The sequence below is a fragment of the Novosphingobium sp. 32-60-15 genome, from assembly GCF_002280675.1.
In the GTDB taxonomy this organism is placed as follows: Bacteria; Pseudomonadota; Alphaproteobacteria; order Sphingomonadales; family Sphingomonadaceae; genus Novosphingobium.
Map to the genome: position 1 here is coordinate 26,515 of NZ_NCEN01000007.1, position 20,371 is coordinate 46,885.

The following is a 20,371-nucleotide window of genomic DNA, read 5'->3' on the forward strand; positions in this document are numbered from 1 at the left end:
TGGGTTTCGCGTGAAAGGTCGTTAGTCTCAGCCGCAACATTCTTGCGGGAGCATTCCTTTGGCCAAGCGCCTGACATTGTACATTCTGATCGGCATGGTGCTGGGCATCATCGTCGGTTACGCGCTCAACACCAGCTATGCCAAGGGCGACGAGACACTGGCGTTCACCGCCGATACGCTGAAACTGCTGCCCGATGTATTCCTGCGGCTGATCAAGATGATCGTCGCGCCACTGGTTCTGGCCACCATCGTCACCGGCATTGCCAGCATGGGCGATAGCGCGGCATTGGGCCGGATCGGCGGGCGTTCGCTGGCGTGGTTCGTCACTTTCAGCTTCGTGTCGATCACGCTGGGCCTGATCATGGTCAACCTGCTCAAGCCCGGTGTCGGCCTTGAATTGACCCCCACCGGCGATCTGGGCGAACTGGCCACGGGCGATTTTACCTTCCGCCACTTTGTGCTGTCCGTCTTCCCCGCCAGCCCGATCGAGGCGATGGCCAAGAACGATATCCTGCAAGTGCTGGTATTCTCGCTGTTTGCGGGGCTTGCCCTCTCTGCTGTGGGCGAAAAGGGTGCGCCGCTGGTGCGCGGGGCCGAGGCTTTGGCGCAAGTGATGCTGACCGTCACCGGCTATGTCATGCGCTTTGCCCCGTTCGCTGTGTTTGGCGCAATTTCGTCAGTCATCGCGCTGCGCGGGCTTGGCATCATCGTGACTTACGGCAAACTGGTCGGCTCGTTCTATCTGGCCATGCTGATCCTGTGGGTGATCCTGCTCGGCGCGGGCGCAATCTTCCTGCGCGGGCGCATCTTCACGCTGATCCGCTATATCCGCGAACCGCTGCTGCTGGCCTATTCCACCGCCAGTTCCGAAGCCGCGCTGCCCAAGTTGTTCGAACAGTTGGACCGCTTCGGTGTGCCGCGCCGCATATCGGGCTTCGTCCTGCCGCTGGGCTACAGCTTCAACCTTGACGGGTCGATGATCTACACCAGCTTTGCCGCGCTGTTCATCGCGCAGGCCTATGGCATCGACTTGCCCATTTCCAGCCAGATCGTGATGCTGCTGACGTTGATGGTCACGTCCAAGGGCATTGCTGGTGTGCCGCGTGCCAGCCTTGTGGTGATTGCCGCAACGCTCAACCAGTTCGGCCTGCCGGTTGAAGGCATCGCACTGGTGCTGGGTGTCGATCACTTCCTCGATATGGGCCGCAGCGCGACCAACGTGGTGGGCAATGCGGTGGCCACGTCGGTCATCACCAAGTGGGAAGGCATGCTTCAGCCGCCGCTGGACCCCGATGCCGAACCGCCCCACGCCCCTGCCCATACCGCCGCAGACGGGCGGGCAGGGCTGAACCTCGATCCGGTGAATTTCGAGAATTGAGGCTTACTTCACCAGTTCAACCGGCGTAAACTGGCCCAATCCGCACGATCCACGGTTGATCGGGCCGGGACCGCCGGTGTTGGCAATGACCGTGATAATATCGACATTGCACACCTGGGTAAGCGAGGTTGCATAGGAAAACGCGCGCTCAAAACCGAGGCCATTGCAGCGGTTGGGCAGGGTGTTGCGATACCAGCGGTTGTTATTCGTGCGGAAATCGATGGTCCAGTCATCACGCACGCGGCTTTCGCGGATTGACTGGATCGGCAAGCAGTTGACCGGCTCGCCCACCACTTTCACCGCTGGCGTATCCTTGCTGTGCCCATTGTTGCCTTGGCGTTCGCCACCTTGCGCGGCACATCCGGTCAACGCGGCGGCGATGATGAGGGGTAAGGTCATGCGCTTCATGTCATGCTCTCCTGCTTTATGGCTGCGCGCGGTTTCTTTGCCACCGCAGCCGGTTTGGCCCCCTTCTCCAGAACTTTGGCCTTAAACGCGCAAAGGTCAACCAGCCCGCAGTGCCAGCATTCGGGCGTGCGCGCTTTGCAGATATAGCGTCCATGCAGGATCAGCCAGTGATGCGCGCCGACGCGGAAGGGTTGGGGCACATGCTTTTCCAACCCCTTCTCCACCGCCAGCACGGTTTTGCCTTTGGCAAGGCCGGTGCGGTTGCCGACGCGGAATATGTGCGTATCGACCGCGAACGTCTCTGCCCCGAACGCGCAATTCATCACGACATTGGCGGTCTTGCGCCCCACGCCGGGCAGCGCGGTCAAGGCATCACGGTCCGCCGGAACCTCGCCGCCATGTTCGCGCACCAGAATTTCGGCCATGGCCATCACGTTTTTGGCTTTGGCATTGAACAGGCCGATGGTCTTGATATGCGATTTCAGGCCATCCTCGCCCAGATCGAGCATATCCTGCGGCGTCTTCACTTGCGCAAACAGCTTGCGCGTCGCCTTGTTCACACCAACGTCGGTCGCCTGTGCCGACAGCGTCACCGCCACCAGAAGCTGGTAGACATTGCCATATTCCAGCTCGGTGTCAGGCGCGGGATTCGCCTCGGCCAAGCGGCGGAAGAATTCGAAGACGTCCGCCTTCTTCATGTCACAGCCCCAGAACGTCCTGCATGGTATAGCGGCCCGCTTGCCTGTCCAGCAGCCATTCCGCCGCGCGGACCGCGCCCTTGGCAAAGATGCCGCGATTTTCCGCAAGGTGCGAGAAGGTCAGGCGTTCATTGTCGGCCAGAAAATGCACCGAATGATCGCCCGCCACGCTGCCACCACGCAAGGCAGCAAAGCCGATGGTGCCCGCAACCCGCGCGCCGGTGATGCCATCGCGCCCGCGCACGGCTTCGTCTGCCAGATGCACTCCGCGCCCCTTGGCCGCAGCCTCGCCCAGCAGCAGTGCCGTGCCCGATGGCGCATCCACTTTCATGCGGTGATGCGTTTCGACAATTTCGATGTCCCAATCCTCACCCAGCCGCTGCGCCGCCTCTTTCACCAAGTGCGAAAGCAGCGTGACGCCCAGCGAAGTATTGCCGGTTTGCAGCACGGGAATGCTGACCGCAGCAGCATCGACCAGCCAATGGTGGCGCTCTTCAAGGCCGGTGGTGCCGATCACGATCGGAATGCCCGCATGGATCGCCGCATCCAGATTGAACTCCAGCGCGGCAGGCGCCGAGAAATCCACCAGCACATCGCACGCCTTGGCCAGCGCAAGCGGATCACCGCCCTTGTCAATCCCGCCGGCAAAGTCATGCCCTGCTGCAACAATGGCAGCCTGCAACGCATTGCCCATTCGTCCGGCGCTGCCGATAATTCCGATTCGTGTTACGTCTTTGGTCATTGCCTGCCCCTTGGTCGCTGTGCTTCATGGTCCCGATGCAACACCTGCGCAATATCGTCATCCTCACCGGAGCGGGAATTTCCGCCGAATCGGGCATTGATACCTTCCGCAGTGAAGGGGGCCTTTGGGAGCAGCACCGCGTTGAGGACGTGGCCACGCCCGAAGCCTTCGCCCGCGATCCCGACCTTGTCCTGCGGTTTTACGATATGCGGCGTGAGGCGATCCAGACCAAACTGCCCAACCCCGCCCATGTCGCGCTGGCCCGTTTGGACCGCGAATGGCCCAAACGCACTGGCGGCGAAGTCCTGATCGTCACGCAAAACGTCGATGATCTGCACGAGCGGGGCGGCGCGCTGAACGTCCTGCACATGCATGGCGAACACCTGAACGCATGGTGCCGCGCCTGTGACGCCCGCCATCGCTGGACCGGCCCGCTGATTCACCGCCCGCCCTGCCCATCGTGCGAAGAACCGGAACTGCGGCCCGATATCGTTTGGTTCGGCGAAACGCCTTACCGCATGGATGACATTTACAGCGCGCTGTCGGGCGCAGACCTGTTCGTATCCATCGGCACTTCGGGCGCGGTTTACCCTGCAGGCGGGCTAGTGCGCCGCGCGCGCGATCTGGGCGCGCAAACGCTGGAATTGAACCTCGAACGCAGCAAAGGTTCGGCGTGGTTCCACGAAACGCGGCTGGGGCCAGCCAGCGAGATCGTGCCCGCTTGGGTTGATGAATTGCTTGGTTCTTGAAGCTAGGAAAGTCGGTTCGCGCAGAGATCGCAAAGAGCGCAGGGACAAGAGAGCACTGAGGCAGCGTCGCAAAATTATTCAGGCGTTCGTCTCCCTGAATGTGTTTGCCAACTATCCCCTTCCAAAACCCCGTCATGCTGAACTCGTTTCAGCATCCATCTCTCGACAAGAACCGTCGGTTTGAATGGAGAGCTGGACCATTCCGCAAAAGTTTAAAGGGGTTCACGCAGAGGCGCAGAGAAGAAGTGGAGACGCAGAGGGGTGATTCTGGCCGCAAGGCCGTCCAAAAATCCGACCATGCACGATACGGCTTGGTCAGCTTTAAAATACAGCTTCGCCGTCAAACCCAACCTCTCTGCGTCCACGGCGAACTCTGCGCGAACCCTTTTACGAAGCCTCGCCACATCCCCCGCATTTCGCATCCTTCGCAATCCGCATCGTGCGCAACCCCGGCTTGAGACCATCAAGCACATGCAACTGGCCCCATTGCGGATCGCCCAGCGTGCTGACGCCTTCCAGCAGCACACGCATCGCGGCCATCGCTCCGAACGCGCCCACCATGCCGACCATTGCGCCCAGCACACCCATATCGGCGCAAGTATCGCAGTCCTCGGCATCAAAAGCATCGCCGACAAAGCAGCGATAGCAGGCATGGCCCGCGCGGTGTCCGGCAAAGTTGGCCACTTGCCCCTGAAACCGGCCCAGTGCAGCAGAGGTCAGCGGTATGCCTGCCGCCACACAAGCGTCCGAAACCGTCAGCCGCGTGGCGAAGTTGTCGCAACCGTCCAGCACAACGTTCGCGCCCGCAATCAGGCTGGCGGCATTGGCACGGGTGATGCGAACGATGTGAGGCGTGACCGTCAAAGCCGGATCAAACCGCGCGGCCCATGCTGCGGCAGCGGTGGCCTTGTGCTGGCCGATATCGGCCTCGGTATAGATCGTCTGGCGTTGGAGATTGCTCGCCTCGACCACGTCATCGTCGATGAGGGTCAGGCGGCCAATGCCTGCTCCGGCAAGGTATTGCAGCGCAGGCGAACCGATCCCGCCCATGCCCACAAGCACGATATGGCTGGCCGCCAGCCTCGCCTGCCCCACCGCGCCCACTTCGGGCAGGACGATATGGCGGGCGAAGCGGTTTAGGCGGTCTGGATTCATAATGGGCAGTTAGGGGCTGCGGGTAGAAAGAGGAAGGGGTTCACGCAGAGGCGCAGAGAAGAAGAAGAAGAGACGCAGAGAGGTTGTGCGGGGCCGCAAGGGCAACATCTCTCCGCGTCTCAACTTCTTCTCCGCGTCTCTGCGCGAAACCCCTTTAATCCCCTAAAACCCCCAAGAGCCCTCTTTAATCTTCCAACTGGCGCAATAGAGTCCGCACATCGCCGTCCATATCGGCATCGCGGGTGCGCAGTTCTTCGATCAGGCGGACGGCGTGAATCACCGTCGAATGATCGCGGCCGCCGAACTTGCGCCCGATTTCGGGGTAGGAACGCGGGGTGAGCACTTTGGCGAGGTACATCGCCACCTGACGGGGCCGCACAACCGCGCGGGCGCGGCGCTTGGAGGCCATTTCGGTGCGGTCAACGCGGTAGAACTGGCATACCGTCCGCTGGATTTCATCAATCGTGATCCGGCGGCGATTGGCCGAGAGGATATCGGTCAACTGCTCTTCGGCCAGTTGCAGCGATACCGGCTGGCCGGTGAGCTGGGCATAGGCGATCAGCTTGTTGAGGCCGCCGACGAGTTCGCGCACGTTGCGGTTGATCGTGCGGGCAAGAAATTCGATCACATCAGACGGCACTTGCGTGCTGCCAAAGCGCACGAGGCGGTGTTCGAGGATCTTGCGGCGCAGTTCGATATCAGCGGGCTGGATATCAGCGACAAGGCCCATCGACAGGCGCGAGAGCAGGCGCTGCTCCACCCCGTCCAGGGCCTGTGGCGCGCGGTCAGCGGCGACGACAAGGCGCTTGCCCGCGCTCATCAATGCATCGATCGTGTGGAGGAATTCTTCCTGCGTCGATGCCTTGCCGATGATGAACTGGATGTCATCGACCAGCAGCATGTCGAAACCGCGCAGCCGCGATTTGAACTCGATCATCTCGTTCGAGCGCATGGCCTGAACGAACTCGATCATGAAGCGTTCGGCCGAGCAATAGAAGATGCGCGCACCCGGCTTGTTGGCGGCAAAGGCATGGCCGATGGCGTGGAGCAGATGCGTCTTGCCCTGCCCTGTCGAGCCTTTGAGGTAGAGCGGCGAGAACTGCGGGGTTTCAATCGCCGCCATGCGCTGTGCGGCGTTCAACGCCAGCACATTGGCCGAGCCGGACACGAATTCGGCAAAAGTCAGCGAAGGATCAAGACCCGAAAGCGCGGTGTCCGACATCATCGGTGAACCGGCCATCTGGGCGGTCATGTGCGATGCCAAGCGCGGCTGCACGGCGGTTTCCCCGCCGATGCGCAGTTCGGGCAACGAGCGGCGGCGCGGGTGCACGGTGATGCGCACCTGACGCACTTCGGAACGGGCAATCTTCCAAGCAAGGCTGAGGCGATCGGCAAAGCGGTCAGCGACCCAGTTGGCGGAAAATTCGGTGGGCAGGAACAGGTCGAGCGTACCGGTTTCCTTGCAGAACGAACCGAGCTGGATCGGCTTGATCCATTGTGTGTGCAATTGCGGGCCAAGGTCCTTCTTGAGGCCCTGGCTGATGTCGGCCCAGTCTGCTGCCAGATCCAGCGCTTCCTGGTCCTCGATCATTACGTTGTCCCGCCCTTTGCGATTCGTCGTGTTGCGTTCGGCGATACCGGTCCCCGTCGCGCCGGTCCCCGTCGCGATTGTGTGCGTTTGCGCGGTCATTGCCGCGTTCACACCCTGAGCGGCGCTGTCTCTTGCAAGTTCTTGCATCTTCACCCGTCGCTGACCTGACTGCCTAAACCTTGCGCCGACCGATCAGGTCCCGCAGGCACAAATTACCCGTGCCCAACCACACACATGCGCAGCGGGCGACAATTGAAATGATTTCAGTGACACCGGATGACGGCGATTCCCGTCTTCGGTAGAGCCCCTGTCTATTGGCCGATGGGGGGCTTAGGCAAGCCGGGGAAGCGCAAAAAAACTGAAATAAATGCCCTTGACTCGCCAAGCCCCGCACAAATGCATCAAGGCACTGATAAGTAATGATTTTTGATTTCGGAGTATGCGAATCGCATTGTTTCCGTGACTTGCTGCGTTTCCACACTGTCACAATGCAACATTCGGGTGTCATCGATGTATTATTACGCATGACAAACGAAATTGGCCGACGGAAAGCCGCCGGCCAATTTGCGTAAATGTACTATGTTTCGCTACGACGGGTCCGCAATCGGGAGCCGTGACCCGCGAATCAACGCTGACCAATCAGAGCGAGGCAACCCGCTTGGTCAGGCGCGACAATTTCCGCGCAACCGTGTTCTTGTGCATCACGCCGCGCGCAACACCACGAGCCAGTTCAGGCTGTGCAGCCTTGAGTGCTTCAGCAGCAGCAGTCTTGTCACCACCTTCAAGCGCCGATTCGACCTTCTTGACGAACGTACGGATGCGCGAAAGACGGTTGCCGTTGATTTCGGCGCGACGGTCATTGCGGCGGATGCGCTTGCGAGCTTGCGGCGTGTTGGCCATGTGTTCCTGTTTCTCGTCCTGTGGCGGGCCGAACAAGCCGGGCCGCGAAAATCTTCTGGGTGGTGGCAATACACCACCGGAAAGCGGCGCCCTTAACGGTAGCGCACCGAATCGTCAACAGATTCGGCGCAACTCTACGCGAAGGCCATCACGCGGTTTGGGGATCGGCCAGGCCTGCCACGACGGATCGCGGCCTGCCTGCATGGAAACCTCGTAGCGGGTGAGAATGTGACTGACCAGCAACTTTACCTGCATATAGGCAAAATGCAGGCCCAGGCACATGTGCGCGCCCCCGCCAAACGGCACCCACGCATACTTGTGCCGCCCCGCCACATTCTCGGGCGTGAAGCGCAGCGGATCGAACCGTTCGGGATCAGGCCAGTACCGGGGGTCTGCATGGACCGCCGCAGGGCTGATTCCGATGGGCGCGCCGGCGGGTATGCAATATCCGCCGAATTCGAAATCGCGCAATGCACGGCGCGGCATGTTGGGTACAGGCGGCATGAACCGCAGCGCTTCCTTGAACGCCATCTCGGTCAATTCCATCCGCCCCAGATCGTCATAGGCCAACAGGCGGCCCTCACCGCCGGTAATGGCGCGCGCCTCGGCCCGCAGACGGTCCTGCCATTGCGGGTTCCTGGCCAATTGCCAGAACAGCACCGTGGCCGATGACGTGATCGTATCGTGCGCGGCCATCATCAGGAAGATCATGTGATCCACCACCACGTCTTCAGGCAGGAGCGTACCGTCATCACGGGTTGCGAGCGCAAACTGGCTGAACATGTCCTGCCCGGGATTGGCGCGGCGCTCACGCAACAGCTTGCCGAAGTAATCGACCATCAACCGCCGCCCGGCCACGCCCTTGCCCATCTTGGTGAACGGCAAAGGCTTGCGCACCACCCCAACCGAGGCCTGCACCATATCGACAAAGGCCTTGTTCAGAACATCGGCCTCTGGCCCCAGAGGGAGCCCCAGGAAGCTGGACGCGGCCGTATCAAGGGTCAGCGCCTTGATGGCGTCATAGAACGCCATGGAGCCGCCCCAGCGGTCCACCGCAGCGCAGATGTCAGAGTTCAGCACGCCGCAATAGGCCCGCATCGGTTCAGGCTTGAATGCAATCGACAGGGCGCGGCGATCGGCGCGGTGGGGTTCGAAATCCATCAGCATCAGCCCGCGCGGAAACAGCAGGTTGAGCATGGGGCCCCAGCCCTGTTCGTTCGAAAACAGCTTGTCGCGATCAAACAGCACCAGTTCGTTGGCATCGGCGCCAATCAGGTTCACCCCGCGCCGCCCGAAACTGCGCGTGCGGAAAACCGGGCCATAGGTTTCCAGCATGCGCGATTGGAAGCCCGTCGGATCAGACAATTGCATGATCGTGGTGCCCAGCACCGGCCAGCCGTCTTCGCCGGGGATATGGTCAAGCTTGTGATCACCGCCCAGCCGCACCCAGTGGGGATTGGCGCGTTCTGTGTGGAGGTCTGCCTTCAGGTCCGGCGCGATGCTGGCCATGGTATCTCCCGGTTCTTGCTATTTAACCGGTCAATTAACATGCCCGCCATCAGACGCCAAGCGCGATTAGATCCAGCCTGACAATTCGCCCCGCACCAGCGTTTCCAGCAAGCCCATACCTTCGTCCCCATCGTTGAGGCACGTGAGCGAGGCAAAGTGCGTGCCGCCTGCCTCGAAGAAATCTTCCTTGCCGCGAATGGAGAGTTCTTCCAGCGTCTCAAGGCAATCGGCCGAAAAGCCCGGCGCGGCAATGGCGATGGCCTTGGTGCCCTTCTGTCCTTCGGCGATCAACACGGTGTCCGTTGCCGGTTCCAGCCACTTGGCGCGGCCAAAGCGCGATTGGAACGTGGTTTCAATGCGCAGTCCGGGGTGCGTTGTGGCAAAGCGTTCCGACACCAGCCGCGCGGTCTTGCGGCAGTGGCAGTGATAGGGATCCCCCAGCAGCAGCGTGCGTTCTGGCATGCCGTGAAAGCTCAGCATCAAAAGCTCGGGCTTGAAATCCAGCGCATCGATCTGCCGTCCAAGATCGGCATGCAGCGCGCCGATATAGGCCGGATCATCGTGATAGGGCGGTAGCGTGCGCAGCGCGGGCAAGCGGCGGCGAGCCTTGATCCAGTCGGCCACGGCATCCAGCGCCGAAGCCGTCGTTGCACCCGAATAGTGCGGATAGAGCGGGGCGACGAGGATGCGCTCGCATCCCGCTTCCAACAGGGCATCCAGTTCCTTGGCCATCGCGGGCGATTGATAGCGCATCGCGTGGCGCACAATGGCCGCATCGCCCAGCCGCACTTGCAGCGCGCGGGCCTGTGCTGCTGTGATCGCGGCCAGAGGCGAGCCTTCATCGGTCCACACCTGCGAATAAGCATGGGCGGATTTCTTGGGCCGGGTGTTCAGGATGATCCCGCGCAATATCGGCTGCCAGATCAGCGTTGGTATTTCGACCACGCGCTTGTCCGAAAGGAACTCCTTGAGATAGCGCTTTACCGATGGCGTGTCGGGCGCATCAGGCGTGCCAAGGTTGACGACAAGAACGCCGACTTTGCCGGTCAGGATAGTCGGGTGATCAGCAGGGCGTTGCATCAGAATCCTTTGGAAGGGTTATAAACCTTCGGAAATCAGCGGCAGGCGGCGGAAACGCGCGCCCGTGGCAGAGAATAAAGCATTGGCAACAGCAGGAGCCACGGCAACCATACCCAGTTCACCAGGGTCGAACGGCTCTGCCTTGCTGTCGGCAAAGGCAATATCAACCTTGGGGCAATCGGCAAGCAAAGGCAGTCCCAGTTGTGATAATCGGCCTGCCTTGGGGCGGCCTTTAGCATAACTTGTCGATCCGCCAACTGCATGGGACAGACCAAACATCAGCCCCCCTTCGATTTGCTGGCGGGCAATGCCCATGTTCACAATCCGGCCAATGTCCACATAGGCACTGATCCGTTCCACCCGCACCACGCCTGCTTCGGCGCGGGCCGTGGCCACAACCGCGATAAAGCCCGAACGCGGCACATCCTGACCGGTGGCAAGGTCCATGCGGTGGCACGCAATGCCTTGCCCCGATGCTTCAACCCCGCCGTCCCACTGCGCCAGACGGGCCACCCCGCTCAGGCAATCGACCAGCCGGGGCTGGCCTTCCAGCATCCCGATGCGGAACGACAGAGGCTCTTTATTGGCCAAATGCGCCAGTTCATCGATGAAGCTTTCGGTGAAGAACGCGGTATAGCCATGCGCCTGTCCGCGAAACCGCGCTGTGGGCAGGTCAATCGCCACGGGCACATGGTCCACCGCCTTTTCAGGGATGCGATACAACGGCATCGCGCCTGCACAAGCCATCGGATCGGCGCTGTCCTGCAAGCCCAATGCATCACGGATGCCCCAGCCATCCAGTAACCGTGCCCCTGATTCGCGCGCAGTTGCGGGCACTGCCAGCCGCGCCCGCCAGCCCAGCACACGAATCTTGTCGAGGCTCAGCGCGCCATCCAGTTGCGCTGACAGAGCCGTGCGCGGTACGCCCGCCAGCGATTCCTGCCAGCGCGACCACGTCAGCTGGACCGGCTTGTTCAAAGTGGTCGCAATGGCGGAAACTTCAGCCGCGATCCGCACGTCCAGCCGCGCATCAAAGCTGCCGCCGGCATGCATCGGATAGACAATCACATCATGGCGCGAGAGGCCCGCTGCCTTTGCCGCCGCCCGCCTTGCGCGTTCGGGCGCTTGCGTGGCGATCCACAATTCCAGCTTGCCCTGCCGCATCCGCGCGGTGGCGCTGGCAGTTTCCAGCGGGGCGTGCAGTGTCGGTTCCACATCGTACCGCGCTGAAAGGCCGGGCTTTTCCAGCAGCGCATCTGGATCACCTTGCGCAAAGACGCGGACCGGATCGCCCTTGTTCAAGGCCTTGTCGATAGCGATCAGCGTCTTTTCGCTTTCGGCCACCGGCCCGTCCGCCTTGAATTGCGGCTCCATGGCGCGCACCGCCTTGTCGGCGGCGTGCCAATTGGTGGCAACAGCAGCCAGCCAGCGCTTGGCCCGCACCACGCCCACAAGCCCGCGCACCGTGGCGGCGGCCTGCTTGTCATAGCTGGACAGAACGCTTGCCCCCTGCGGCCCATGGGCAATGGCGGCAAAGACCATGCCGGGCAGGCGCACATCGCCCGCAAAGGTAAAGCTGCCATCAACTTTGGCGGGAAGATCAAGGCGGGGATGGCGCGGCGGTGCGCCTTCGGGAAACTGGCCGGGCGGCTCGCGCGGCGGATCGGCGCGCAGCACCGGAATACTTGGCGGATCGTAGGCCACCGCGCTGTCCAGCAGTTCGGCAAAGGATGCGCGCTTGCCTTGGTACAGCACCTCGCTGTCCTTGGTGTCACACTCTTCCCAGCCGACGCCCCACCGGTCTGCCGCGGCTTGCGCCATCATGGCCCGCAGCGCAGCGCCCGCTTCGCGCAAAGGCGTTTCAAAGGCCGCCAGCGCGGTGCCATCCGCAGTAATCATCAACGGTTCGCGTTCGGCATGAAGGCGCGGAAGAATGCCCGCAGGATCAGCGCCCAGCGATGCAAACGCGGGCATCCACAACGCCGCCCAATGTGCCGAAAGCACCGCATCGGCATAAGCGGGGCTGATCGGTGAAGCCTCGACCGCAACTTTGCGCCAGTCAGCGCCAGCTTCATCCGCGATGATCTGCGCCACCAGCGTGGTGATGCCCTGCCCCATTTCGCAAAACGGCACCGCGACGGTCAGCATGCAGTCCATCTTGCCACTGGCAGACCGGACTTTGCCCACCTTCAGGAAGGCATCGACAACATGTTCGTCCTTGCCCGCCACCAGCGGCACGGCATGGCGGCGCGGGATGAGCGGAAAGGCGATGAGCAGCGCGCCGCCCACCCCTGCTCCTACCAGCAGCCCTCGCCGTGTCAGCCGCATTGACGATCAGCGCTTTGCGTCAAGCCAGGCGAGTACGCCGCGCGCGATGGACAAGAACGCCTCGGCCTGCGGCGTATCGCCTGCTGCGGGCGGGTTGCCTGCATCGCTTTCCTGCCGGATCGCCAGATCAAGCGGGACGCGTCCCAGAAACGGCAGGCCCATGGTTTTGGCAGCAGCCTCTGCGCCACCATGACCGAACGGATCGCTCGCCTCGCCGCAATGCGGGCAGATATAGCCCGCCATGTTCTCAACCATGCCGATCAAGGGCACCTGCCCCTGTTCGAACAGGCCGATGGCGCGGGTGGCATCCATCAGCGCCAGATCCTGCGGCGTGGAAACGATCACCGCGCCTGCGGGCTTGTGCTTGGAAAGCATCGTCAATTGCACATCGCCTGTGCCCGGCGGCAGATCGACAATGATGATTTCCGTCTCGCCCCAATGGGCATCGATCAACTGGTTCAGCGCATTGCCCGCCATCGGCCCGCGCCACGCAATGGCTTGCCCCGGTTGGACAAGGTGGCCCATCGACAGCATCGGCACGCCATAAGGGCTTTGCACCGGGATCATCTTGTTGCCTTCGGCTTCGGGGCGGCGGCCTTCGGTAGACAGCAGGCGCGGCTGCGACGGGCCATAGATATCGGCATCGACCAGCCCGACCTTGCGCCCGAGCCGCGCCATGGCCACGGCCAGATTGGCCGACAGCGTCGATTTGCCAACGCCGCCCTTGCCCGATCCCACGGCGATGATGACGCGCGCCTTGCGTTCAGCCGTCATGCCAAGGCGCAGATCGGCAACGCCTGCTTTGCGCGCGGCATCGCGTACGGCCATTTCCAGCTTGTCACGGTCCAGCCGTTCCAGCCCGCCCACTTCCAGCATGATCGTGGCCACGCCGTCTGCCAGCTTGCACGTTTGCAACCTGTCGCCTGCTGCGGTGGCCAATGCGGCGCATAAAGCCTCTTCTGTAATGTCCACACCAAATCCTAAGCTAAATTCTCGCCAGCCTCCTAGCAGATGAATTTTGGGGAATGGACACTGTTTTTAACAGAAACGCTTCCTATAGTGGGTAGCATGAACGAACAGGTTGGATGGATCGCGCGATTGGGCCGGGAACGGGGATTTTTCATGGCGGGTAAGAAAAGCCCCTGGGGATCATCAGGGGGCAGCGAACCGCCTGCGCCCGATGACGCTGGCCCTGCGCCACAAGGGGATGCGCCCACCGAAGGCCCGCGCAATCCGTGGTTGCCGCCGCAATCGGGCGATGCACCCAAACGTGGCCCCAATATCGAAGACATTTTCCGTGCACGCAAAGGCGGCGGTGGCGGCGGCGGCGGGGGTCGTGGCCCAACCATGCCGCGCCTGCCGCAGCGGCCCGATGGCAAATCGTGGGCGCCTGTCGGCGTGGCGATTGTCGCTGCACTCTGGCTTTCAACGTCGATGGTCCACCGCATTGCCCCGCAGGAAAAGGGCATTGTCACCACGTTCGGCTCGTATTCGCGCACGCTCGATTCCGGCATGGCGCTGACCATGCCCTGGCCGATCCAGCAGGTGAGCGTGACGGACGTGACCTCGATCCGCCGCGAATCCATCCCTGAAGGCGACGGCGAAAAGCTGATGCTGACAGGTGACCAGAACTTGCTGTTCCTGACTTATCTGGTCCGCTGGAACATCAAGGACCTGAAGCAGTATTCGTTCCAGTTGGCCGAACCTGACCAGACCGTGCGCGAAGTGGCAGAAGCCGCCATGCGCCAGTCGATTGCCGAAGTGAACCTGAACGACGCGATGGGTTCGGGCCGCCAGCAGATTGAACAGAACGTCCGCGACCGCATGCAGCGCGTGCTTGATGCCTATCGCTCTGGCGTTTCGATTCAGGGCGTCGACATCAAGAAGACCGATCCGCCGACCAAAGTCGTCGACGCCTTCAAGGAAGTGCTGGCCGCCCAGCAGGACGCCCAAAGCGAAATCAACCGTGCACAGGCCTGGGCCGAACAGCTGACGGCGCGCGCCGGTGGTGAAGCGACCGCGTTCGACAAGGTCTATGAACAGTACCGGCTGGCCCCCGAAGTGACGCGCCGCCGCATGTATTACGAAACGATGGAGCGCGTGTTGAGCCAGACCGACAAGGTCATCCTCGAATCGAACAATGTGCAGTCCTACCTGCCCTTGCCCGAAATGAAGCGCACGCAACCCAAGCCAGCGGAAGGGGGCAACTGACATGACCTTCCTGCAAACGCTGTGGAATGACCACAAAGTGCCGATCATCGCCGCCGCCGTCGCGCTTGTCGCGGCTGGCAGCTGTCTCAAGGTCGTGGATGAAAAGACGCAGGCCGTGGTCGTGCGGCTGGGCCAGCCCGACCGCGTGATCAACCGCTTCCGCCCCGATGTGGAATTCGGCCAGACCGGTGCAGGCGTGGTGTGGCGCATTCCGTTCATGGAACAAGTGGTCGAGATCGACCGCCGCATCCTCGATCTGGACATGGAACGCCAACAGGTGCTCTCGGCCGACCAGCGCCGCCTTGAAGTGGACGCTTTCGCGCGCTTCCGCATCATCGATCCGGTCCGCATGGTGCAAACCGCCGGAACGACCGAACGGGTAACCGAACAGCTCCAGCCGATCCTCAATTCGGCGCTGCGGCAGGAACTGGGCAAGCGCAGCTTCAATTCGCTGCTCACCGCCGACCGTGGCAAGGCGATGGAACAGATCCGCGCAGGCCTTGATCGGGAAGCCCGCGAATATGGCGCGCAGATCATCGACGTGCGGATCAAGCGCGCCGATCTTCCCGAAGGCAGCCCGCTGGAATCCGCCTTCACCCGCATGGCCACCGCCCGCCAGCAGGAAGCCGCCACATTGCGCGCCCAGGGCCAGAAAACAGCCCAGATCATCCGCGCGACGGCTGAGGCAACTGCGGCCAAGACGTATGCCGATGCCTTCAACAAGGACCCGGCGTTTTACGATTTCTACCGTGCCATGCAAAGCTACGACGCCACATTCCGACAAAAGGATGCGAGCACATCGATCATCCTTTCGCCGGACAACGAATACCTGAAGCAGTTCAGGGGCAAGTAATTCAGGCCAAGATGAACAAAGCTGAACGCCGTCATTCAAAATCCGTTCAGGCGGAACGGCGTGAAAACGGCACTGACGACGTTAACGAAGCCCCGCCGGGCTTCTGTATAGACAAAAGAGGACCAGCCACGTGCGATATGCTTACGGTGTAACTTCGGCGCTGCTTCTGGCTGGCAGCGCATTGACATTGGTGACAGGCCTTCCCGCTGGCGCGCAAGTTGCCCAGAACGATCAGGCAGAGATGCGCACGATAGTGCCGCGCCCCGGTGCGCCGCTCAGCTTTGCCGATCTGACGCAGCAATTGCAGCCCGCCGTGGTCAACATCTCCACCCGCCAGCGGGTAAAGGTGCAGGCCGCCAATCCCTTCGCCGGAACGCCGTTTGGCGATCTGTTCGGCGGTGGCCAGGGCGGCGGCGCTCCGCAAACGCGTGAAGCGCAATCACTGGGTTCAGGCTTCATCATCTCTGCCGATGGCTATGTGGTGACCAACAACCACGTGATCACGGCTGACGGACAGGGCGAGGTCGAATCGATCACCGTCACCACGCCCGACGGCACCGAATATCCCGCCAAGCTGATCGGCAAGGATGCCGCATCCGATCTTGCCGTGCTGAAAATCAGCGCACCCAAGGCTTTCCCGTTCGTAAAGTTCGGCGATTCGCGCAAGGCGCGCGTCGGTGACTGGGTGATCGCCATCGGCAACCCGTTCGGGCTTGGCGGCACGGTGACGCAAGGGATCGTCTCGGCGGTCTATCGCAACACCGGGTCCGGTTCTGCCTATGACCGCTATCTGCAAACCGATGCGTCGATCAACAGGGGCAATTCGGGCGGCCCGATGTTCGATATGGCGGGCAACGTCATCGGCATCAACAACGCCATCTTCTCGCCCACCGGCGGCTCGGTCGGCATAGGCTTTGCCATCCCGGCTGAAATCGCAGCGCCCATTGTCGACAAACTGCGCGCTGGCCAGGCGATCGAGCGCGGCTATCTCGGCGTGCGCATCCAGCCACTGTCCGAAGACCTTGCCGCATCGCTGGGCCTGCCCAAGAACCGGGGCGAGTTCATTCAGGCGGTCGAACCTGCCCAAGCCGCTGCCAAGGCAGGCATTCAGGCAGGCGACGTTGTCGTCAAAGTTGACGGCAAGGAAGTATCGCCCGACCAGACGCTGTCGTTCATCGTGGCCAACACCGTACCGGGCAAGCGCATCCCGGTTGAACTGCTGCGCAACGGCCAGCGCGTGACCGTGCAGGCCGTGGTGGGCAAGCGCCCGACCGAGGAAGAACTGGCCAACCAGAGCTTTGACCCCGATGCCCAGCAAGACAGCGAAAGCTTTGCTGCAAAGCCGCAGACAGGCCCCAGCGTTCTGCAATCGTCACTCGGCATCGTCGCCATTCCATTAACCCCGCAAATTGCGCGTCAACTGGGAGCGGGCGAAGACGCCAAGGGCGTTGTGATCACTGCGGTTGACGCATCAGCCGATGCTGCCACCAAGGGCCTGCAACGCGGCGACATCGTGCTCTCGGCCAATTATGTTGCCGTCACCAGCCTTGCCGATCTGGAAAAGATCGTACGCACGGCCAAGACCGAAGGCCGCGAGGCCGTGCTCCTGCGCATCCAGCGCCGTGGCCAGCCCGCCACATACATGCCGGTGCGTCTGCGTTAATTGACGCAGGCCATCCGCCCGCCCACAAAAAAGGGCCGCTCCATGCCGGAGCGGCCCTTTTTTGTTGGTTATTCGACCACCTTTGTCACCCTGAACTGCGGCGGCGTCTATACCCTCCGGCAGGTCGAACCCAACCCCGTCACCCCGGACTTGATCCGGGGTCCATCTATCCACACGAACCGCCGTGTTGGTTGATGGATGGATCCTGAAACAAGTTCAGGATGACGAAAGTTCAAGAACAGTATTCGTGCCGAAAAACCGCCCCCTTCAGCTCAACACGTCCACGCTCAATACGTCGATGGCGGATCGCTGGCCGGAAAGCTTTCGTCCGATGCCTGATCGGTGCGGTCCCAATGCCTGGGGTTTGAACGCATACCTTCAACACCGGCCGAGCGCACTTGCGAGAAATTGTGATCGGTCGCTTCACCATCGGCAAAGGCTGCGTGCGACGGCTCAGCGGTCTTGTTCTGTGATGCGCGATAAATCGCATAACCAGCCGCACCAACGGCGGCCCATTTCAGCAGGCTCATGTCATGTCTCCTTGGCGAAAGCAGTCGCCTTCCATCAAGGGCCTAACGCTCTCACAGCCAAAAGGTTCTGCGCACCGCTCAAAGTGCGCTGAACCGCACTACTGCGGCGGCGGAGGGGGTGGCCTTTGCCTGCCGGTGGCGCGGTTCAGGAAATCGTCATTGGCCGCCTGGGGCAAGTCATTGGGCATATCCTCGGGCGTGACGTTGGAATCGTCATACGTTTCAATCGCCGGCTCTCGCTCACGCTCGCGGCGTGACGGATCGACCAGATTGCCTTGCTCATCCACATAGAAATATTCATCGGGATTGCCAAGCATGGCCTCGTCATCCGGCTCAAGCTGCCATTGTGGCAATTTCAGCTCGGTGTCGAACTTCTCGATCGGGCGCTTGGCCGTGGCAACCTTCATGTATGCCGCAAAGGCGCGCGCAGGCGCAGCACCGCCCTGAAGCCCCGGCACGGCCTTGGCATCATCGCGCCCCATCCACACGCCCGTGGTGATTCCGCTGGAAAAGCCGAGGAACCAGCCATCCTTGTTGGATGATGTGGTGCCGGTCTTGCCCGCGACAGGACGGCCGATCTGCGCCGCACGTCCGGTGCCGATGTTGACCGCCGTCTGCATCAGATCGGTCATGCCTGCGGCCACATAATTGGGCATCAGCTGCTGCGGCGTGTCCGGGCGATAACTGTACAGCAATTCGCCGTCAGTCGTCGTCACTTTGCGAATACCAAAGGGGGCCACCGACATGCCTTTGGCCTGAACGGCGGCAAAGGCGCGGACCATATCGATCACGCGCACGTCAGATGATCCCAGCACCATCGACGGCAGGGTGTTGATCGGCGTGGTAATGCCCAGACGGCGCGCCATATTGGCCACTTGCCCGAAACCCACCTCGTTGCCCAATTGGGCCGCCACGGTGTTCTTGGAATAGGCAAAGGCGGTGCGCAGGTCAATTTCGCCAGCATAGCGTCCGCCATCGTTGCGCGGGGTCCAGCCTTCGATCGTCACTTGTTCATCCACCACGCGGTCGTCGGGAGTATATCCCGCTTCCAGTGCGGTCAGATAGACAAACAGCTTCCATGCCGAACCCGGCTGGCGCACCGCGTTGACGGCGCGATTGTAATTCGACGTGACGTAATCCGTGCCGCCCACCATCGCCAGCACCGCACCATCGCGGTCAAGCGAGACAAGCGCGCCTTGCGCCCCTTTGGGGGCAAAGCTCGCAATGGCATTGGTCGCCGCGCGCTGCATCACCGGATCAAGCGTGGTCCACACTTCAATCGGCTGATCGTTTTCGGGCAGGATGAAATCAAGCTGCGGCAATGCCCAATCGGTGAAATAGCGCGCCGAATTTTGCGAAGCGCGGTCTTCGACCATCTTGACCTTTTTGAGGTCCAGTGCGGCGGCTTCATCGGCGGTGATCACGCCGTTGGTCACCATGGTTTGCAGCACCACACCCGCACGGCCAATCGCCGCTTCGGCATCGGCGGTGGGCGAATAGCGCGACGGCGCTTTGACCAGCCCTGCAATAATCGCGGCTTCGGGCAACGTGATCTTTTCGCCCGGATGGCCGAAAAACTTGCGTGCCGCAGAATCGATGCCATAGGCGCCGCCGCCGAAATAGACCTTGTTGAGGTACAGTTCGAGCACTTGATCCTTGGAAAACTTCTGCTCCAGCGCCAGTGCCAAAACCCATTCGCGCGATTTGCGCCCGAACGTCTTGTTATTGTTGAGGAAGATGTTGCGCGCCAACTGCTGCGTGATCGTCGATCCGCCTTGCCGCCACGTCCCGCTTTCCACGCGCACCATCACCGAACGCACGATGCCGATCGGATCAACGCCCCAGTGGCTGCGGAACCGACGATCCTCGACCGAGATCATCGCATCCTTCATCGCCTTGGGAATGCGTTCGTACGGCACCCATTTGCCATAGCTTGGCCCAAGCGTGACGATTTCCGAACCGTCGGCTGCGCGCACCACGATCATCTGGCCGGTCTGGCTGGATTTGAGTTCCTGATAGCCGGGCAGTGAACGTACCGTCACCGCAACCGCCACCACAAGCGCAAGTACGCCCAGCAGGGCAAATCCGGTTCCCCAAACGAACATACGCCCGATCCACCGGCGGAACGCCGATGGCTGTTTGGGTGGCGGAGAAGACCGGCCGCCTTCGGGGCGGCGGGGAAAGTCCCGTCTGGCCATCAATCTTGTACCGCTTCCCTCATCATGGCGCAGGCAAGGTCAAAGACGACTGCCCAAACGTGTTGCGGCCCTATGCATAGGACAATCGTAACGTAGGGTTAACCGTTAATTCGCCGAGCCCCGTTTGAGGCCCGACGAACGCCTGCCGCCGCATGCACCGGGTATGCTGAACACGCCGTCCCTGGCATCGATCCGCTTGGGCCACCCGTCATGCTGAACGTCATGCTGAACGTGTTTGGCGTTTATCCCGTTTGCAGGCGGTATCCCTATTTCGTCACCCTGAACTTGTTTCAGGGTCCATCTCTCGACACGCACCGCCCGTTTGAATGGAAAGATGGACCCCGGAACAGGTCCGGGGTGACGAGATTGGGATAACAT

At 61.7% G+C, this 20,371-nt stretch carries 17 protein-coding genes; 5 read left to right on the plus strand and 12 right to left on the minus strand.

Annotation, left to right across the window (positions count from 1 at the left end; genetic code table 11):
• Nucleotides 1-58: 58 nt before the first annotated feature.
• Nucleotides 59-1,378 carry a dicarboxylate/amino acid:cation symporter gene (locus B7Y89_RS07115; protein ID WP_292937098.1) on the plus strand — a complete coding sequence of 440 codons (1,320 nt, stop codon included), beginning with the start codon at nt 59-61 and terminating at the stop codon, nt 1,376-1,378.
• Nucleotides 1,379-1,381: 3 nt separating this feature from the next.
• Here the strand turns inward: B7Y89_RS07115 and B7Y89_RS07120 are convergent, their stop codons facing one another.
• Genes B7Y89_RS07120 through dapB form a run of 3 tightly spaced genes read right to left on the minus strand, consistent with a single transcriptional unit; the run spans nt 1,382 to nt 3,226 of the window.
• Nucleotides 1,382-1,786 carry a hypothetical protein gene (locus B7Y89_RS07120; protein WP_292937100.1) on the minus strand — a complete coding sequence of 135 codons (405 nt, stop codon included), beginning with the start codon at nt 1,784-1,786 and terminating at the stop codon, nt 1,382-1,384.
• Entirely contained in the window at nt 1,783-2,484 is a 702-nt protein-coding gene (nth, locus tag B7Y89_RS07125; RefSeq protein ID WP_292937102.1) for an endonuclease III, read from the minus strand. Before nth ends, B7Y89_RS07120 begins: the two co-directional genes overlap by 4 nt.
• 1 nt (nt 2,485) lies before the next feature.
• Nucleotides 2,486-3,226 (minus strand): 4-hydroxy-tetrahydrodipicolinate reductase, encoded by a 741-nt coding sequence (gene dapB, locus B7Y89_RS07130; protein ID WP_292937104.1) that lies wholly within the window; start codon nt 3,224-3,226, stop codon nt 2,486-2,488.
• A 35-nt stretch (nt 3,227-3,261) separates the two neighbouring features.
• Here dapB and B7Y89_RS07135 point away from each other — a divergent pair, with 35 nt between their 5' ends.
• A complete protein-coding gene (locus B7Y89_RS07135; RefSeq protein ID WP_292937106.1) occupies nt 3,262-3,975 on the plus strand; it encodes an NAD-dependent deacylase in 714 nt (237 codons plus the stop codon).
• 387 nt (nt 3,976-4,362) lie between these two features.
• On the opposite strand, the gene B7Y89_RS07140 is transcribed toward B7Y89_RS07135, so the two are convergent.
• The 7 genes from B7Y89_RS07140 to B7Y89_RS07170 form a co-directional block, all read right to left on the minus strand.
• On the minus strand, nt 4,363-5,130 hold the full coding sequence (locus B7Y89_RS07140; RefSeq protein ID WP_292937108.1) for a HesA/MoeB/ThiF family protein: 768 nt from the start codon (nt 5,128-5,130) through the stop codon (nt 4,363-4,365).
• Nucleotides 5,131-5,314: 184 nt separating this feature from the next.
• Nucleotides 5,315-6,721, minus strand: coding sequence for a chromosomal replication initiator protein DnaA (gene dnaA, locus B7Y89_RS07145; RefSeq protein ID WP_292937260.1), 1,407 nt, complete (start codon nt 6,719-6,721; stop codon nt 5,315-5,317).
• 639 nt (nt 6,722-7,360) lie between these two features.
• On the minus strand, nt 7,361-7,621 hold the full coding sequence (gene rpsT / locus B7Y89_RS07150) for a 30S ribosomal protein S20 (RefSeq protein ID WP_292937262.1): 261 nt from the start codon (nt 7,619-7,621) through the stop codon (nt 7,361-7,363).
• A gap of 114 nt (nt 7,622-7,735) precedes the next feature.
• Nucleotides 7,736-9,130 carry a cytochrome P450 gene (locus B7Y89_RS07155; RefSeq protein WP_292937110.1) on the minus strand — a complete coding sequence of 465 codons (1,395 nt, stop codon included), beginning with the start codon at nt 9,128-9,130 and terminating at the stop codon, nt 7,736-7,738.
• 66 nt (nt 9,131-9,196) lie between these two features.
• The gene (hemH, locus tag B7Y89_RS07160) at nt 9,197-10,210 is read right to left on the minus strand and encodes a ferrochelatase (protein WP_292937112.1); all 1,014 of its coding nucleotides are present in this window, start codon (nt 10,208-10,210) and stop codon (nt 9,197-9,199) included.
• An 18-nt stretch (nt 10,211-10,228) separates the two neighbouring features.
• The gene (locus B7Y89_RS07165; RefSeq protein ID WP_292937113.1) at nt 10,229-12,538 is read right to left on the minus strand and encodes a molybdopterin cofactor-binding domain-containing protein; all 2,310 of its coding nucleotides are present in this window, start codon (nt 12,536-12,538) and stop codon (nt 10,229-10,231) included.
• Between the two features lie 6 nt (nt 12,539-12,544).
• A complete protein-coding gene (locus B7Y89_RS07170) occupies nt 12,545-13,312 on the minus strand; it encodes an Mrp/NBP35 family ATP-binding protein (RefSeq protein ID WP_292937264.1) in 768 nt (255 codons plus the stop codon).
• A gap of 294 nt (nt 13,313-13,606) precedes the next feature.
• On the opposite strand from B7Y89_RS07170, the gene B7Y89_RS07175 reads away from it, so the two are divergent.
• The 3 genes from B7Y89_RS07175 (at nt 13,607) to B7Y89_RS07185 (ending at nt 17,265) form a co-directional block, all read left to right on the plus strand.
• Nucleotides 13,607-14,749, plus strand: coding sequence for a protease modulator HflK (locus B7Y89_RS07175; protein WP_366415812.1), 1,143 nt, complete (start codon nt 13,607-13,609; stop codon nt 14,747-14,749).
• A 10-nt stretch (nt 14,750-14,759) separates the two neighbouring features.
• Nucleotides 14,760-15,602, plus strand: coding sequence for a protease modulator HflC (locus tag B7Y89_RS07180; RefSeq protein ID WP_292937268.1), 843 nt, complete (start codon nt 14,760-14,762; stop codon nt 15,600-15,602).
• 130 nt (nt 15,603-15,732) lie between these two features.
• The gene (locus tag B7Y89_RS07185) at nt 15,733-17,265 is read left to right on the plus strand and encodes a Do family serine endopeptidase (protein WP_292937115.1); all 1,533 of its coding nucleotides are present in this window, start codon (nt 15,733-15,735) and stop codon (nt 17,263-17,265) included.
• A gap of 287 nt (nt 17,266-17,552) precedes the next feature.
• Here B7Y89_RS07185 and B7Y89_RS07190 read toward each other — a convergent pair whose 3' ends face one another.
• Together B7Y89_RS07190 and B7Y89_RS07195 are read right to left on the minus strand one after the other, a co-directional pair.
• Nucleotides 17,553-17,795, minus strand: a complete 243-nt coding sequence (locus B7Y89_RS07190) for a hypothetical protein (protein WP_292937117.1) — start codon at nt 17,793-17,795, stop codon at nt 17,553-17,555.
• Nucleotides 17,796-17,893: 98 nt separating this feature from the next.
• Nucleotides 17,894-19,993 (minus strand): PBP1A family penicillin-binding protein, encoded by a 2,100-nt coding sequence (locus B7Y89_RS07195; RefSeq protein WP_292937119.1) that lies wholly within the window; start codon nt 19,991-19,993, stop codon nt 17,894-17,896.
• Nucleotides 19,994-20,371: the final 378 nt, after the last annotated feature.

Excerpts from the sequence above, each read along its gene's own strand:
- nth (WP_292937102.1), bottom strand. The coding sequence starts at position 2,484 with ATGAAGAAGGCGGACGTCTTCGAATTCTTCCGCCGCTTGGCCGAGGCG.
- dnaA (WP_292937260.1), bottom strand. The coding sequence starts at position 6,721 with ATGATCGAGGACCAGGAAGCGCTGGATCTGGCAGCAGACTGGGCCGAC.
- B7Y89_RS07140 (WP_292937108.1), bottom strand. The coding sequence starts at position 5,130 with ATGAATCCAGACCGCCTAAACCGCTTCGCCCGCCATATCGTCCTGCCC.
- hemH (WP_292937112.1), bottom strand. The coding sequence starts at position 10,210 with ATGCAACGCCCTGCTGATCACCCGACTATCCTGACCGGCAAAGTCGGC.
- B7Y89_RS07190 (WP_292937117.1), bottom strand. The coding sequence starts at position 17,795 with ATGAGCCTGCTGAAATGGGCCGCCGTTGGTGCGGCTGGTTATGCGATT.
- B7Y89_RS07170 (WP_292937264.1), bottom strand. The coding sequence starts at position 13,312 with ATGACGGCTGAACGCAAGGCGCGCGTCATCATCGCCGTGGGATCGGGC.
- B7Y89_RS07120 (WP_292937100.1), bottom strand. The coding sequence starts at position 1,786 with ATGAAGCGCATGACCTTACCCCTCATCATCGCCGCCGCGTTGACCGGA.
- B7Y89_RS07195 (WP_292937119.1), bottom strand. The coding sequence starts at position 19,993 with ATGGCCAGACGGGACTTTCCCCGCCGCCCCGAAGGCGGCCGGTCTTCT.
- B7Y89_RS07175 (WP_366415812.1), top strand. The coding sequence starts at position 13,607 with ATGAACGAACAGGTTGGATGGATCGCGCGATTGGGCCGGGAACGGGGA.
- B7Y89_RS07135 (WP_292937106.1), top strand. The coding sequence starts at position 3,262 with ATGCAACACCTGCGCAATATCGTCATCCTCACCGGAGCGGGAATTTCC.
- rpsT (WP_292937262.1), bottom strand. The coding sequence starts at position 7,621 with ATGGCCAACACGCCGCAAGCTCGCAAGCGCATCCGCCGCAATGACCGT.
- dapB (WP_292937104.1), bottom strand. The coding sequence starts at position 3,226 with ATGACCAAAGACGTAACACGAATCGGAATTATCGGCAGCGCCGGACGA.
- B7Y89_RS07155 (WP_292937110.1), bottom strand. The coding sequence starts at position 9,130 with ATGGCCAGCATCGCGCCGGACCTGAAGGCAGACCTCCACACAGAACGC.
- B7Y89_RS07165 (WP_292937113.1), bottom strand. The coding sequence starts at position 12,538 with ATGCGGCTGACACGGCGAGGGCTGCTGGTAGGAGCAGGGGTGGGCGGC.